Source organism: Streptomyces sp. NPDC046197, from assembly GCF_040646295.1.
Lineage (GTDB): Bacteria > Actinomycetota > Actinomycetes > Streptomycetales > Streptomycetaceae > Streptomyces.
In genome coordinates this window covers 147,960-163,748 of the sequence record NZ_JBEYZY010000017.1, presented here as the reverse complement: position 1 = coordinate 163,748, position 15,789 = coordinate 147,960, and the positions used below count along the sequence as shown (strand labels likewise).

At 68.8% G+C, this 15,789-nt stretch carries 11 protein-coding genes and 1 pseudogene; 10 read left to right on the top strand and 2 right to left on the bottom strand.

Features of this window, described 5'->3' with window-relative positions; translation table 11 throughout:
- Positions 1 to 3 precede the first annotated feature (3 nt).
- A complete protein-coding gene (locus AB0A61_RS24125; RefSeq protein WP_361295735.1) occupies positions 4 to 408 on the bottom strand; it encodes a hypothetical protein in 405 nt (134 codons plus the stop codon).
- Here AB0A61_RS24125 and AB0A61_RS24120 point away from each other — a divergent pair.
- From AB0A61_RS24120 to AB0A61_RS24105, 4 genes and pseudogenes are all read left to right on the top strand, one after another.
- Positions 407 to 547 (top strand): annotated as a pseudogene (locus AB0A61_RS24120) (DNA mismatch repair protein MutT); the annotation flags it as partial. The gene AB0A61_RS24125 and the pseudogene AB0A61_RS24120 overlap by 2 nt on opposite strands.
- A 643-nt stretch (positions 548 to 1,190) precedes the next feature.
- Entirely contained in the window at positions 1,191 to 7,142 is a 5,952-nt protein-coding gene (locus AB0A61_RS24115; RefSeq protein ID WP_361295732.1) for an FG-GAP-like repeat-containing protein, read from the top strand.
- A gap of 3 nt (positions 7,143 to 7,145) precedes the next feature.
- Positions 7,146 to 7,484 (top strand): hypothetical protein, encoded by a 339-nt coding sequence (locus AB0A61_RS24110; protein ID WP_361295729.1) that lies wholly within the window; start codon positions 7,146 to 7,148, stop codon positions 7,482 to 7,484.
- A 160-nt stretch (positions 7,485 to 7,644) separates the two neighbouring features.
- A complete protein-coding gene (locus AB0A61_RS24105) occupies positions 7,645 to 8,343 on the top strand; it encodes a hypothetical protein (protein WP_361295726.1) in 699 nt (232 codons plus the stop codon).
- Between the two features lie 528 nt (positions 8,344 to 8,871).
- Here the strand turns inward: AB0A61_RS24105 and AB0A61_RS24100 are convergent.
- Positions 8,872 to 10,536, bottom strand: coding sequence for an FAD-dependent monooxygenase (locus AB0A61_RS24100; protein WP_361295723.1), 1,665 nt, complete (start codon positions 10,534 to 10,536; stop codon positions 8,872 to 8,874).
- A gap of 208 nt (positions 10,537 to 10,744) precedes the next feature.
- On the opposite strand from AB0A61_RS24100, the gene AB0A61_RS24095 reads away from it, so the two are divergent.
- From AB0A61_RS24095 to AB0A61_RS24070, 6 genes are all read left to right on the top strand, one after another.
- Positions 10,745 to 11,896, top strand: coding sequence for a SchA/CurD-like domain-containing protein (locus tag AB0A61_RS24095; protein ID WP_361295720.1), 1,152 nt, complete (start codon positions 10,745 to 10,747; stop codon positions 11,894 to 11,896).
- A gap of 66 nt (positions 11,897 to 11,962) precedes the next feature.
- Positions 11,963 to 12,403, top strand: a complete 441-nt coding sequence (locus tag AB0A61_RS24090) for a cupin domain-containing protein (protein ID WP_361295718.1) — start codon at positions 11,963 to 11,965, stop codon at positions 12,401 to 12,403.
- A complete protein-coding gene (locus tag AB0A61_RS24085; RefSeq protein ID WP_361295715.1) occupies positions 12,400 to 13,653 on the top strand; it encodes a beta-ketoacyl-[acyl-carrier-protein] synthase family protein in 1,254 nt (417 codons plus the stop codon). Before AB0A61_RS24090 ends, AB0A61_RS24085 begins: the two co-directional genes overlap by 4 nt.
- A gap of 12 nt (positions 13,654 to 13,665) precedes the next feature.
- Entirely contained in the window at positions 13,666 to 14,919 is a 1,254-nt protein-coding gene (locus tag AB0A61_RS24080; RefSeq protein WP_361295712.1) for a ketosynthase chain-length factor, read from the top strand.
- Between the two features lie 115 nt (positions 14,920 to 15,034).
- On the top strand, positions 15,035 to 15,295 hold the full coding sequence (locus tag AB0A61_RS24075; protein WP_361295709.1) for an acyl carrier protein: 261 nt from the start codon (positions 15,035 to 15,037) through the stop codon (positions 15,293 to 15,295).
- A gap of 1 nt (position 15,296) precedes the next feature.
- A complete protein-coding gene (locus AB0A61_RS24070; protein WP_361295706.1) occupies positions 15,297 to 15,779 on the top strand; it encodes an SRPBCC family protein in 483 nt (160 codons plus the stop codon).
- Positions 15,780 to 15,789: the final 10 nt, after the last annotated feature.

Below are 15,789 nucleotides of genomic sequence, written 5' to 3'. Positions count from 1 at the left end.
GCTTCAGGCCACTGCCTCACCCACCGCTACGTCGCCTGGCAGAGCCGCCACAACGTCGCAGCGCTGGGTCGCGTGGCGGACATCGTCTTCGTCCACAACCCCGAACGAGCCGACCGCCCTCATGACGGCATCGCCAGCGCCTTCACCGCTCTCGAAGCCGAGGCGCGTGCTGGACGGATCGGAGGCTACGGTGTCGCGACCTGGACAGGCTTCGACTGCGCGTTCAGCGTTGCTGACCTCCTCGACATCGCCACCCGCTGCGGAGGCCCCGGCCATCACCTGGCCGCCATCCAACTCCCTGTATCGCTGGTCATGCTCAAGCCAGTAGCCCAGGCTCTGGAGGGCGCCGGCCCTCTCGCTGAGGCGACCGCAGCCGGCCTGGACACGTTCATTTCCGCGCCCTTGCATGGCGGAGAACTCCCCGCCATGGTCACGGACGAACTCGCCCTGCCAATCCATGACCTTGCTGGCCGCCCTCGTCGTCCACGACAAGGCCACCAGCCGCGTCGTCCTCCTCCAACGCAGCGAGAACGCGAAGTGGCGCAAGGTATGCCGCGGGACACCATCCCCAGCACTGCAGGCGACCCCATTGGAGCCTTGAGGCGGTCTCCGCCAGACCCACCAGAAGCTGACGGGTTCACGCCATTCTTACCTGTCGCGTTCCAATCCCGCCTGCCTGGCCAGGCCGTTCTCAGCCCGGCCTTGTAGGTCTCCCCGGGCGATTTCAGACAACTCGCTAGCCACAGGTTCCTCTGCGGCCTCATCTGCCAAAGATGCCCTAGCCGCATGCTTCACGGTTTGACCACGGGGGGCGCACAGTGCACACACGAGCGCGAAGATTCGTCGTCACCGTCCTGGCCATGGCGCTCGTAGTCATCGGGGGCGTCGCACCGTCATGGGCTCTTCCGGGCAGGTTCACTGCGTCGCTCGCCTCTTCCACGGTGAAGTCGAGGATGGCGGCTGATCTTCCGAAGCCGCCGAAGGCGATGACATCGGCTGCGCGGCGCGCCCAGGTGGCGAAGGAGCGCCTTCCGCTGTCACCTGCCGGTGCTTTCGTGCGTGCACGGCGCCACTCTGCGTCGGACAAGCCAGTACCGCACTCCGCTGAGCGGCCATCACACGCCCCGGCGGTGGTGCCGCGGTCCTCGGCCGCGGTCCCGCCGGATCCGGCTTGGGTCAGTGCCTCTGCTGTGGCGTATCCGGGAACCGTGGACATCGGCGGACATTTGCAGTTCGCGGCCGGTACCGGTGCCGCGAACTACTCCGAGGTGTTGCTGCTGGTCCGGGACTCCTCGGGTACCACTGTGGTGGCCAGGGAGGTCACCCGAGCCTCTGATGACCCGGTAGGGAAGTCGGATCCGGTTCTTGCGTGGTGCTACGACTGGTGGCCCAACGATGGTGGTCACCCGGAGTTCAAGAACGAGTGCTTCTGGGCCGCGTCGAACGGTGCCGACGGACCGTTGCGGGACGGGCAGCAGTACTTCGCCCAGATTTACCTCCGGAGCACTGACGGGACGTGGAGCGCCAACGGGACCGACTCGCCGTACGTCACCGCTTTCTACACGCCGGACATTCCGGGTTCTCAGGTGGGCATCTGCACCTGTTACGCGCAGTCGGACCGCGCGGACCCGGTGAACACCGCCACGGGTACCTACTTCGAGAAGGCCACGGACGCGCGTCTGGTGGGTGCGGGCAGGCCACTGTCACTGGACCGCTATTACCGCTCCGGCTCCACTAATGTGGGCCTGCTGGGACGGGGCTGGTCGACGCCGTTCGACTCGAAACTGACTCTCAAGTCGAGCACCGCCACGCTGCTCACGGCAGACGGTTCGATCGTCGCCTTCACGAAGCTGAATGACGGCACGTATGCCGCGCCCGCAGGCACGTTCCTGAAGCTGACCGTGTCCGGGGGCACGTACACCGCCACCGATCAGGACCATTCGGCCAGCGTCTTCGACAGCGGCGGCCGGCTCACCGCGTTACGTGATGCCAGCGGAAACGGTCTGACCCTGGCGTACACGTCGAGCCGGCTGGCGTCGGTCACCGATGCCGCGGGCCGCAGCACGGCGTTCACAGTGGGTTCCGACGGCCTGCTGAGCAAGGTGGCCCTGCCGGACGACACCACGGTGGGATACGGATTCACCTCCGGGCAGCTGACCTCGGTGACGGATCCAGCAGGCAAGACGACGACGTACGGGTACGACTCGGCCCAGCACCTGACCACCGTGACGGATCCGACCGGCGCGAAGATCGTCAACACCTACGACGCGAACGGCCGGGTGAACAGCCAGACCGGTCCCAACGGCAAGAAGACCACGTTCACCTGGGACGGCAGCAGCACCTCGAACACCATCGATGCCGACGGCGGGGTGTGGTCGGACCAGTACGCCGGCAATGTGCTGATGGCGAGCATCGACCCCTACGGCAACGAAGTCTCCTACGACTACGACCAGTCGCTGCACCCGGTGGACATCACCGACCGGCTCGGCAACACCACCACGATGACGTACGACAGCGCCGGGAACATGCTCACCCGCACAGCGCCGTCGTCCGTTGGCAACAAGGAGAGCTGGACGTACGACGCGAAGGGCAACGTCGCCACCCACACCGACGGCCGCGGCGACACCACGGGGTACACGTACAACTCCACCGGCCAGGTCGCCACCGCCACCGACCCGGCGGGCGGAAAGGTGAGCTACACCTACACCTCACTCGGCGCGCTCGCCTCAGTCACCACACCGCGCGGCAAGGTCACGTCCTACGGCTACGACGCGGCCGGGAACCGCACGTCGGTCACCACGCCCCTGGGTGAGAAGACGACGTTCACCTATGACCCCTCAGGACGCATCCTCACCAAGACCGACCCACGCGGCAACGGCAGCGGGGCGGATGCGGCCGCGTACACCACCACGTATGCCTACGACCCGCGCGGGCTGCTGTCGTCCGTGACCGACCCGCTCGGCAACGTCACCAGCTACGGCTACAACGCAGCCGGGCAGCTGACCTCGGTCAAGGACGCCCAGGGACACACGACCAGCTATACCTACGATCCGGCCGGAAACGTCCTGACCAGCACCGACCCCGCGGGGAAGGTCACCACCAACACCTACGACGCGGCCGGCGACCTCACCTCGGTGACCGACCCGCTCGGCGACACCACGACCTACACGTACGACAAGAACGGGCAACTGCTCAGCACGGTCCCTCCACGAGGAAACATCTCCGGCGCCGACAAGGCGGCCTACACCACGAGTTACGCCTACGACGCGGGCGGCAACCGGACGAAGGTCACCGACCCGAGCGGGGCCGTCACCACCACCGCGTATGACGCCCTGAACCGGGTGGTGTCGGTGACCGACCCTCTGGGCCATGTCACCAAGACCACCTACGACGGCAACGACAACGTCGCCACCACCACCGACCCGCTGGGCAAGGTGACGACGTACGCCTACGACAAGGCCGACCGGCCCACGACGGTGAAAGATCCGTTGGGGAAGGTCACGACCTACGGCTACGACGCGGACGGTAACCGCACCAGCGTCAAATCGCCGCTGGGGTACACCACCTCGATGACGTTCGACGCGGACGGGCGGATGCTGACGCAGGTCGACCCACGGGGCAACGTCAGCGGAGCCACGGCGTCGCAGTACACGACCACCTACGCCTACGACCCGGCCGGCAACCAGACGACCGTCACCGACCCGCTGGGCCACAAGACCGTCACCGCCTACGACGCCATGAACCACGTCACGTCGGTGACCGATCCACTCGGTCGGGTCACGAAGACGGGCTATGACGAACTGGGCCGGATCTCGAAGGTGACCGGACCCGACGGGGCCGAGACCACCTACTCGTACGACGTCACCGGAACGTTGGCCACGCGCAAGGACCCCGATGGTCACACCACGGCGTACGGCTACGACGACGCCGGTCGGCAGACGTCCGTCACCGACCCGCTGGGCCGCAAGCATTCGTTCGGCTATGACGCGGACGGCAACGCCACCACCGTCACCGACGCCCGCGGCATCACCGCCACCACGGCGTTCGACGGGCGCGGTCTGGCCACGGGGACGACGTACAGCGACAGCACCCCGGCGACCGGTTACACCTACTTCGCCGATGGCCGGCCGCAGACCGTCACCGACGGGACGGGCAAGCGCACCTTCGGCTACGACGCGGACGGCCGGCTGACATCGGTGGCGCCGAGCGCCGGCAAGGGCGCCTTCGCCTACACCTACGACGCCGACGGCCGGATCACCTCCCGCGCCCAGGATTACACCGCCGGCGCCGCACTGGACTGGTCGGGCGCAGTGCAGACGGCGTCCACGGACCTGAACGGCGACGGGATCACCGACGTGATCCGCACCGACGCCAAGGACGGCATCCGTACCTATCTCGGCCGCCCCGACGGCACGTTCACCGCGGGCTCGACCCTGACCGGCAGCGGGACCGGCTTCACCCAGATCCTGCCCGTCGAGTTCACCGGCGACGGCAAGACCGACCTCCTGGCCATCGACAAGTCCACCGGCCACCTGTACCGCTACAACGGCGACGGGTCCGGCGGCTTCGCCGCAGCCGCCGACCTTGGTGCCGGGTGGGGTGGGATGACCCTGACCACCGGCGACTTCACCAGCGACGGCAAACAGGACCTGTTGGCCATCAACTCCGCCGACGGGCACCTGTACCTCTATCCGGGCAAGGGCGACGGCACCTTCGGCAGCCGCTCCGACCTCGGCAGCGGCTGGGCCACCTACCGGCTGACCTCCCTGGACTACAACGGCGACGGCAAGACCGACGTCCTCGCCATCAACTCCGCCGACGGGCACCTGTACCTCTATCCGGGCAAGGGCGACGGCACCTTCGGCAGCCGCTCCGACCTCGGCGCCGGGTGGGGCAGCATGTACCTCACCCCCGGCGATTTCAACGGCGACGGGAAAACCGACTTCCTCGCCCGCGACACCGCCAACAACAAGCTGCGCTTCTACCCCGCCAACGGCACCGGCGGCTTCGGCACCTACATCCTTGAGGCCGACGACTGGACGTCCTACGGCACGCCCGCCACGGGCACGTTCGACGCCGGCAAGACCCTGGGCATTGTCGCTCCTGACACCACTGGTCATCTGCGGCGGTGGAGCGGCGACGGCGCGGGACACCTCGCCGGGGCGGCGACCGCCACCGCTCCGGCATCGGGGCAGAAGACCACCTACGGCTACGACGACGACTCCCGCCAGACCTCCCAGACCGGCCCCGCGGGAACCGTCAACTACGCCTACGACCCGGCCGGCAACCTCACCACCACCACACTGCCCGCCGCCAACGGCTACACCGAAAAGCGCGGCTACGACAACGCAGGCCGCCTCACCTCCATCGGCAGCACCAGGGCCCTGACCACCCTGGCCAACTGGCAGCTCACGCTCGACGACGCCGGACAGCCCACCCAGGTGGACGTCGCCCGGCTCGGCAAACCCACCAGCCACCAGTACTACACCTACGACGCCGCCGGACGGCTGCTCACCGACTGCACCTCCGCCACCGTCGGCACGCAGTGCCCCGACGCCTCGGCCGCCACCACATACACCTACGACGGCGTCGGCAACCGCCTCACCTCCACCACCGCCGGCACCACCACCAACTACACCTACGACGCGGCCGACCAGCTGACCACCGCCGCCACCGGCACCACCACCCGCACCTACAGCTACGACAAGGACGGCAACCAGACCGGCGACGGCACCAACACCTACGCCTACGACGCCACCAACCACCTCACCTCACTGACCACCCCCAGCGCCACCTACACCTACGGCTACGACTCCGACGGCAACCGCACCACCGCCTCGAAGACCGGCACGGGCCTGCTGCGCACCACCGTCTGGGACCCCGACAACGCCCTCCCGCAGGCAGCCGCCGACTACACCGGCAGCGGCGCCCTCACCGCCGCCTACCAGTACAGCCCGCTGGAGCAGATCCAGTCCCAGACGCTGCCCAGTGGCGCCGCATACTTCCAGCACCACGACCAACTCGGTTCCGTCACCGACCTCACCGACGCCACCGGCAACCTCCAGTCCAGCTGGACCTACACCGCCTACGGCCAATCCACCCAGACCAACACCGCCACCAGCCCGCCAGCCAACCCCTTCACGTACACCGGTCAGTACACCGAACCCACCACGAAGGCCGCCGGCTACAACCTCCGCGCCCGCAGCTACGACCCCACCACCGGCCGCTTCACCACCACCGACCCCATCCAGCCGCAGCAGGCCGAGCCCTACACCTCGGCGTACAGCTACACCGGTGACCGGCCGACCTACGCCGTCGACCTCTCGGGCCAGAGCTGGTGGGATCCGATCACCAGCCGCCTCAAAGCCATCGGCAGCGGCCTGAAGGAAGGCGCCGAACTCCCCTTCACCTTCATCGGCGACCTCGGCGACGCCGTCTCCGGCCGCAACGGCGGCGCCGGCGCCTTCCTCGACAAGTACTTCCCCGTCCGCCCCGCCTACCGCCTCTACCGCGCTGCCGAAATGCTGCGCCAGCAAGGCTGCGACCAACTCGCCGACCAGTACGACGCGGCCGGCGACCAACTCACCCAACAGATCCTCCTCACCGGCCTCGGCGGGCTGACCGGCTGGGAAAAGGACGCTGTCGAACCACCCACGGCCCAACCGCGAAGGTTCGGCCCAGGTGCGGCCCATGGCGATGACCCGGCACTCAGCGGAACCAATCCGTACATTCCGCGCGGCTTCTCGGACACCGCCCAGTACCAGCAGTTTCTGACTAAGTTGTACGATGGCCTGAATGAACTCGGATTTTCGGATGCCGAGGCGGTTTTCCAGGGAAGCTCAGTGACCGGCACTAGCTACAGGACAGGGGAGCCATTCGACGAAGGGCGCACCAGCGACTACGACATAGCGCTCACTGGTCCGAACCTTCTCAAGCGCGCGAAGAACTCGAACATCCAGCTGCGGTCCCGAGGCACTCGGACAGGTCCACTGAAAGACTACCAATTGCGTCAAATGGGCCTGCTGAATTTGGCGAACGATCTGTCGGCCTCGCTGGGCGGACGTGAGGTCAAATTCATGATCTACGAGTCCACGGAAGCGGCGATTGCGCAAAAGCCCAGCCTTGTCGCCAAGAAGCCATGAGAAGTGCGGACGGAGGACGGTGTGCCCGACCGTTTTTACCTCTTCGGATCCACCGGTGCAGACATCGCTGAAGTCAGCGAGAACCTAGCCCGAACGCTTTCTGCTGCATCGGAGGAGCACGAGAGTTCGTACGCGGGTGGCGTCTACTTTCTACTGCGGAGTGCTCATTTCGATAAGGCAACCGTGGAAGAGAACTGGACCGACGAGGAAGGGTATCAGTCAGAGCCGGATTTTCCTGACTATCCGATCCTTGTATACCTGACGAATCCAGACCAGTCTGTGCTGACTTCGCTCGGTGGTCTGCCAGATCTGGCGAAGCTGCGGTTGGACGAGGTCGGGTAAGAACCACAAAGGCAGTGACGTAGGTGGCGGCATGCCTCTGCTTCCTGTCCGATGGCTGAACCCGACGCCTCTGACTCGTACCTCCAATGAGGCGTCAACGCTTTCTGGAACGCAGGTGTAGAGGTCCCGGAAAACGCGATCCAACCGTTCGGGGGGGGTGATGACTTTGAACAACCGGAGCGACCGGTACAGCCCGATCGCTGACCATGGCTCGCTCGTCAGGATCGAACCCGCGCAGCTATCGGAGGCCCTGCGAGGGTTCGCCCCGCCGGTGCCTCCAGGGCGACAGGCGCGGTGGGTTCTTACTCTGGTCGACATCGCTTTCACCGACTACTACCCCGCCAACCAAGACCAGGACATCGACCTGGAGCGGCGTCTGTCCTTTGCGGCGAGTCTGCTCGATTTCGTCGAGCGAGAATTGGGCGTCCATGACCTGGTAATCATCACCCGGGAGTACATGAGGTTTGCTCGGCTAGCGGTGGATGAAGGGGCTCGGGATATGCCTGCTTCTTTTCGAGTCGATGCCGTGGCAGAGCGATTACTGGATTGCCTTCCTTTCACTCGTGAGCAGGCATCGAGGGCGGCCAGTACCAGGCGTGACCGCTATCTCAGGGCTTTGGGCGCCGGTCTGCCGCAGGGAGAGGGATTCGATCGAGCGGTCAGCTTCGAAGGGGGCGTCGAACTTCGTGCGGTGCTTGTTCTGTTGGAAAAATTGTCTTGGTTTCAAGGCAGGGTTGCCGACACAGACCTGGCGCGTGAAGTAGAAGCCTGGCTGGATGTCGTTCCAGAGCTCGGCCTTGGAAGTGCTGTAGAAGAGTTGCTGTCCAGTCGGCGGAGACGAGGGACCGGGGGCCTGTGATCTGGTCAGGGTGCAGACGGCCGCAGACATGCCCATTGCAGGGCTGATGGCCGAGCCCTGCTGGTGGCGTGCCATGCGAGCAGCCTGGAGCGCGGCGTCTGACCTTTCGCCGCCCGGTGCGCCGACGCGCGCGGCCACCACGCCGGGGCGGACTCGCGCTCGGCCCTGGCAGAACCGTCGCGTGCGTGCAACTGCGGCCACCCGCGCCGTGTCGGCAGCCACTTTCGGTACCCGAAGAGAACTCGCTCCCCGACGTTGAAGCTCGCCAACGCAGCCGGTCACACCCCCCTTCGTGCGTGAGCGATGCGTGAGCGGACCGCCCGGCACGAGGCGTCATGGGCCGGATGCAGCAAGCCGCCGCGTGGCGCTGAGCAGGTGAGACAGCACCACGCGGCAGCGCCGAACACCCCCCCGGCAAGGATTCGACCCCACTTGTAAAGCGAAGGTCGTCGGTTCGAATCCGACAGGGGGCTCCACCAGGAAGGCCACCCGCAGCGGACGGTGCGGGTGGCCTTCTTCGTACGAGGCTCAGTCCGTCCTGAGCACCGCCGCCAGCACCTGCCGCAGCGTCGCCTCCGGGTCCGGTACGGCGCCCGGTGACCGCCACGCGACGAACCCGTCCGGCCGCACCAGCACCGCGCCGTCGGCCGTCGTACCGTGCACCCGTGCCCAGTCGGCCGCCTCCTGACCGCCCGGTCCGTCCGCGACGCAGGTGAGCTCGGCACCGGCGCCCGCACCGACCCGGTAGGCCTCCAGGCGTACGCCGTCACCCCCGGCCCCGGCGACGCGAAGCGCGGCGGCGTGCCAGCCTCCGTTGCCCTGCGCGTCGCTGAGCAGGACCATCGAGCGCTCGTACAGGTCGAGGGTGGAGATCCGCTCGCCGGAGCGGCGCAGCCACATGTGGGGGGCCCGGCTGCCGGGGTCCCCGGTGAGCCGCATCCCCTCGGGCACCACCTCCTGCGCCGGATCGGCGCCCACCACGGCGCCGTACCGGTAGCGGTAGCCGAGGACGACGTTGAGGATGCCGCCCCGGGCGCCGCTGCCGATGCCGGGGGCGGGGGCGAAGCCGGGGTGGCTGTGCTCCACCGAGCGGGCCGAGGCGCGGGCGCTGGTGGCGACGGCGACCGGGCGGCGCTCGGTGTCGTAGGTCTCCAGGAGGCCGGGTCCGGCCCAGCCGCCGAGCACGGCGGCCAGCTTCCAGGCCAGGTTGTGCGCGTCCTGGATGCCGGTGTTGGAGCCGAACGCCCCGGTCGGGGACATCTCGTGCGCGGAGTCCCCGGCAAGGAACACCCGGCCGGCCGCGTACCGGTCGGCGACCCGTTCGGCCGCACGCCAGGACGCCTTTCCGGTGATCTCGACGTCGAGGTCCGAGACCCCGACCGCCCGGCGGATGTGGCGCGCACACCGTTCCTCTGTGAACTCCTCCAGTGTCTCGCCGCGCTCCGGATGCCAGGGGGCGTGGAAGACCCAGTGCTCCGCGTTGTCGACGGGCAGCAGGGCCCCGTCGGCCTCGGGGTCGGTGAGGTAGCAGCAGATGAAGCGCCGGTCGCCGACCACGTCGGCGAGCAGTTTGGAGCGGAAGGTGAGGCTGACGTTGGCGAAGAGCTCGCCGGGGCCGGTCTGCCCGATGCCCAGCCGGTGCCGTACCGGGCTGCGCGGGCCGTCCGCCGCGACCAGGTAGTCCGCGCGGACGGTGTACCGCTCGTCGGTGCCGCGGTCCCGGACGATCGCGGTCACCCCTTCGGGGTCCTGCTCGAAGGACTCCATCTCGTGGGAGTAGCGCAGGTCGCCGCCGAGCCGCCGGGCGCTCTCGAGCAGCACGGGTTCGAGGTCGTTCTGACTGCACAGGCACCAGCCGGTGGGGCTGAACCTCGCCAGGCCGCCGCCGGGGTCGATGTGTTTGAACAGCCACTCGCCGGCGTCACCGACCAGGGTCGGGGTCTGCAGGATGCCGTGGTTGTCCGCCAGCAGCGAGGCCGCCGTCTTGATCTCCGGTTCGATGCCGGCCACCCGGAACAGCTCCATCGTGCGCACGTTGTTGCCGCGTCCGCGCGGGTGGATGGACGTACCGGCGTGCCGCTCGACCAGCATGTGCGGTACGCCGAGTCGGCCCAGGAACAGCGACGTGGACAGGCCCACCAGGGAACCGCCGACGACGAGGACGGGAACGCGGTGGTCGGCTTCTTGGTGCATCGATGCCTCCAGAGCTGGGTGCGGGAGTGGGGTGCATCGCAGATTCCATGCCCCCGTGGGAGCGGCTCCGCGTGCGTCCGCGGGGCCAATCACCCGCGTGGTTCATACGAGTCGCGCACTGATCGCGACCGGCACAGGATCGAGATCACGCTGACGTCGCGTCACCCGCGGCCGGCGTTCCCCTCTGCCCGAAGGAGACGTACGCAGGATGACCACCACTGAACGAGTTTCAGGACAGCAGACACATCAGGCCTCGAAGTGTGTCTCACAGTCCGTGTTCGACGGCTCCAGACTCCGGGTCGTTCTGCTCGTGGATGTCTACGACGGTGCCCAGCAGCAGTTCCTGGAGGCGTACGAGCAACTCTGCAACCAGGTCGCGTCCGTTCCCGGGCATGTCAGCGACCAGCTGTGCCAGTCGATCGAGAATCCCTCCCAATGGCTCATCACCAGTGAGTGGGAGAGTGCCCCGCCGTTCCTCGCCTGGGTGAACAGCGAGGAGCACGTGCGGATGGTGGAGCCGATGCACAGCTGCATCCGGGACACCCGGTCGCTGCGCTTCCACATCGTCCGCGAGACCGGCGGCGGGGCGGCCGGTGCCACGGACGGGCGCCGGCTGCAGGCGTCCCCGCGGATCGGCGACGGCGTGATCCGCCATGCGCTGACCTTCACCGTGAAGCCGGGCAGTGAGCAGAAGGTCGCGGAGATCCTCGCGAACTACAAGTCGCCCGAGGCACGGGTCGACGACACCACCCGGCTGTGCCGCACCTCCCTGTTCATGCACGGCAACCGGGTCGTACGGGCCATCGAGGTCCGCGGCGACCTGCTCGCGGCGCTGCGGCACGTCGCCCGGCAGCCCGAGGTGCGGGCCGTGGAGGAGGCCATCAACCCCTACCTGGAGCAGCACCGGGACCTCAACGACCAGGAATCCGCACGGGTGTTCTTCACCCGGGCGGCGCTGCCCGCCGTGCACCACGTGACGGCCGCTCAGGACGTCACGCAGGCCGAGCGGCACGCCCTGTACTACCCGGCGCGGCCCGGCATGGGCATGAAACTGGCGCAGCTGCTCGCCCAGCAGGACGAGCGGGCCGCGGACGACCCGCGCAGCCCGGTGCTGCGCAGCACGGTCTACGAGCGCGACGACGTCGTGGTGCGGCTGATCGACGTCCGCGGCGGCCTGGACGCCGACCCGGCCATGGGCCTGGGTCTGACGGACCCCGCGCAGGCGGCCGAGCTGACGACCCTCCTGGAGGACTCCGCCGACGGTGCGCACGCCGAGGAGCCGAAGGGCGCGCTGGCGCACCTGGTCGCGCTGGCCCGCATGGACCTCATCACCGACCGCCGGTCCGCGCCGGACGCCTGACGGCCGGCGCGCGGGCCGCCGCGGCCGCGTCCCCTGTCGACGCACCACAGCAACGGAGGAACTGACGTGATCAAACCCCGACCCAGAATCGTGGATCTCAGCGAGGTCGAGCCCAACGTCAAGCGCGGAGGCGATCTGCGCGCCATGCTCACCCCCGCCACGGTCGGCTCCACCAGCGGCTTCATGGGCGTGGCCATCATCCAGCCCGGCGACCGCATCGGCGAGCACTACCACCCGTACTCCGAGGAGTTCGTGTACGTGGTCTGCGGCGACCTCGAGGTGGACCTGGACGGCGACCCGCACGAGCTGCGGCCCGAGCAGGGCCTGATGATCCCCGCCTACATGCGCCACCGCTTCCGCAACGTCGGCAAGGTGGAGGCCCGCATCGTCTTCCACCTGGGCCCGCTGGCGCCCCGCCCGCAGCTCGGCCATGTCGACACGGAGGGCACCGAGTCCGTCCCGGTCGCCGCCGTGGGGGAGGCCGAGGCCGCAGAGGTGCGGTCATGACCAGGCGTGTGGCGGTCACCGGCATAGGTGTGGTGGCGCCGGGCGGCATCGGTGCCCCGGCGTTCTGGGGGCTGCTGGCGGAAGGGCGCACCGCGACGCGGGGCATCACCTTCTTCGACCCGTCCGGTCTGCGTTCCCGGATAGCCGCCGAGTGCGACTTCGACCCGGCGGCGCACGGACTGGACCCGGACCAGGTCGCGCGCTGCGACCGCTACATCCAGTTCGGCCTGGTCGCCGGGCAGGAGGCGGTACGGGACTCGGGCCTCGACCTCGCCGCGGAGAACCCCTGGCGGGTGGGGGTCTCGCTGGGCACCGCGGTCGGCGGCACCACCCGCCTGGAGAACGACTACGTCCTGGTCAGCCACCGCGGCGACCGCTGGGACGTGGACCACCGCGAGGCGCAGCCGCATCTGCACCGCGCGTTCTCGCCCAGCACCCTCGCTTCGACGGTGGCCGAGCGCTTCGGGGCGTGTGGTCCGGTGCAGACCGTCTCCACCGGTTGCACCTCCGGGCTCGACGCGGTCGGGTACGCCCTGCACACCGTCGAGGAGGGGCGGGCCGACATCTGCATAGCGGGGGCGTCGGACTCGCCGATCTCACCGATCACCATGGCGTGCTTCGACGCGATCAAGGCCACGTCCCCGAACAACGACGACCCCGCGCACGCCTCACGCCCCTTCGACAACAACCGTGACGGGTTCGTCATGGGCGAGGGCGGAGCGGTGCTCGTCCTGGAGGAGCTGGAGCACGCCCGGGCCCGCGGGGCCCACGTGTACTGCGAGCTCAGCGGCTACGCCACCTTCGGCAACGCCTACCACATGACCGGCCTGACCAGTGAGGGCGTGGAGATGGCGCGGGCCATCGAGGCCGCCCTGGACCACGCCCGCCTCGACGGCTCCGCGATCGACTACGTCAACGCGCACGGCTCGGGCACCCGCCAGAACGACCGTCACGAGACGGCCGCCGTGAAGCGGGCCCTGGGCCACCACGCCTACGACACGCCGATGAGCTCCATCAAGTCCATGGTGGGGCACTCCCTCGGGGCGATCGGGGCCATCGAGGTGGTGGCCTGCGTGCTGGCGCTGGCCCACCAGGTCATACCCCCGACCGCGAACTACGAGACGCCCGACCCCGAGTGCGACCTGGACTACGTCCCGCGCACCGCCCGCGAGCGGAAGCTGACCAGCGTGCTCTCCGTGGGCAGCGGGTTCGGCGGCTTCCAGTCCGCGGTCATCCTGACCCGGCCGTAGGGAGAGGACACGATGAGTGCACCCCATGAACGGCGGGCGGCCGTCACCGGAATCGGTGTGGTCGCGCCCAACGGAACGAGCACCGAGACCTTCTGGAAGGCGACCCAGGAGGGCATCAGCGTTCTCGACGGCGTCACCCGCGAGGGCTGTGAACACCTGCCGTTGAAGGTGGCCGGCGAGGTCCGCGCCTTCGAGCCCTCGGCGGCGATCGAGGAGCGTTACCTCGTCCAGACCGACCGGTTCACGCACTTCGCGATGGCCGCGGCCGACCGCGCCCTCGAGGACGCCCGGCTCGGCCAGGACGGCGTCGGCGACTCGCCGTTCTCCGCTGGTGTGGTCACCGCGGCCGGTTCCGGCGGCGGTGAGTTCGGCCAGCGGGAGCTGCAGAAGCTGTGGGGCAAGGGCAGCCGCTACGTCGGCCCCTGGCAGTCCATCGCCTGGTTCTACGCGGCCAGCACCGGCCAGATCTCCATCCGGCGCGGGTTCAAGGGGCCCTGTTCGGTGGTCGCCGCCGACGAGGCGGGCGGTCTGGACGCGCTGGCCCACGCGGCGCGGGCCGTGCGGCGCGGCACCGACGTGATCGTGGCCGGTTCGACCGAGGCGCCACTGGCCCCGTACTCGATGGTCTGCCAGCTCGGTTACCAGGAGCTGAGCCGGGTCGACGACCCGGCACGCGCCTACCGCCCGTTCACCGACGACGCCTGCGGGTTCGTGCCCGCCGAGGGCGGCGCCATGCTCGTCGTGGAGGAGGCGGGCGTGGCGCGGGAGCGGGGCGTGCCCGTGCGGGCGGAGATCGCCGGGCACGCGGCGACCTTCACCGGCCCCTCCCGCTGGGAGCTGTCCCGGGAGGGGCTGGCCCAGGCGATCCGCGGTGCCCTGGACGAGGCGCACTGTGCCCCCGGCGAGGTCGACGTCGTTTTCGCCGACGCCCTCGGCATCCCGGAGGCGGACCGCGCCGAGGCTCTTGCCGTCGTCGACGCGCTCGGCGCGCACGGCCGGCGTGTGCCGGTCACCGCGCCGAAGACCGGCACCGGCCGCGGCTACTGCGCCGCGCCCGTGCTGGACACGGCGGCGGCGGTCCTGGCCATGGAACACGGTCTGATCCCGCCGACCCCCAACGTCTTCGACGTCTGCCATGACCTCGACCTGGTGACCGTCCGCGCCCGCCCCGCCCAGGTGCGCACCGCGCTGGTCCTCAGCCGGGGGCTCATGGGCTCGAACTCGGCGCTGGTGCTGCGGCACGGCGCCGGCTGTGGCGCCCCGTAGGCGAACGGATCCAGCACCGACGCCTCGTGGCGAGGCCGCCGGGAGCTGTCGGGAGCAACAACGGGAGCCATGCAGAGCAATTGGGAGCAATCGGGAGCAACAAGGAGAGAAACGCATGAGTGACCGAATCACCGTGGAAGAACTGGCCGAACTCATGAAGAGGGCCGCTGGTATCACCGTCAGCCCGCAGGAGCTGGCGGACCGGCCCGACATCGGCTTCGAGGAGCTCGGCATCGACTCGCTCGGGCTGCTCGGTGTCGTGGGCGAACTGGAGAACCGGCACGGCACGCCGATGCCTCCCGACGCGGAGCACTGCAAGACCCCCCGGCAGTTCCTCGACCTCGTCAACAGCACTCTCATGGAAGAAGCAGCCTGACATGGCCGGACACACCGAGAACGAGATCACCATCGCCGCACCGGTGGACCTGGTGTGGGACATGACCAACGACGTGGAGCGCTGGCCGCAGCTCTTCAGCGAGTACGCCTCCGCCGAGATCCTGTCCCAGGAAGGGAACAAGTGCACCTTCCGGCTGACCATGCACCCGGACGAGAACGGCACCGTCTGGAGCTGGGTCTCCGAGCGCGAGCCCGACCGCGGCACGCTGACCGTCCGGGCCCGGCGGGTCGAGACGGGACCGTTCGCCCACATGAACATCCACTGGCGGTACGAGGAGGTCCCGGCCGGGACCCGGATGATCTGGACCCAGGACTTCGCGATGAAGCCGGACGCGCCGGTCGACGACGACTGGATGACCGACAACATCAACAAGAACTCCAAGGTCCAGCTGGCCCTGATCCGCGACAAGATCGAGAAGGCCGCCGCAGGTCACCGGGCCGAGCCGGCCCTGACCCGCGACTGAGCCGGACGGA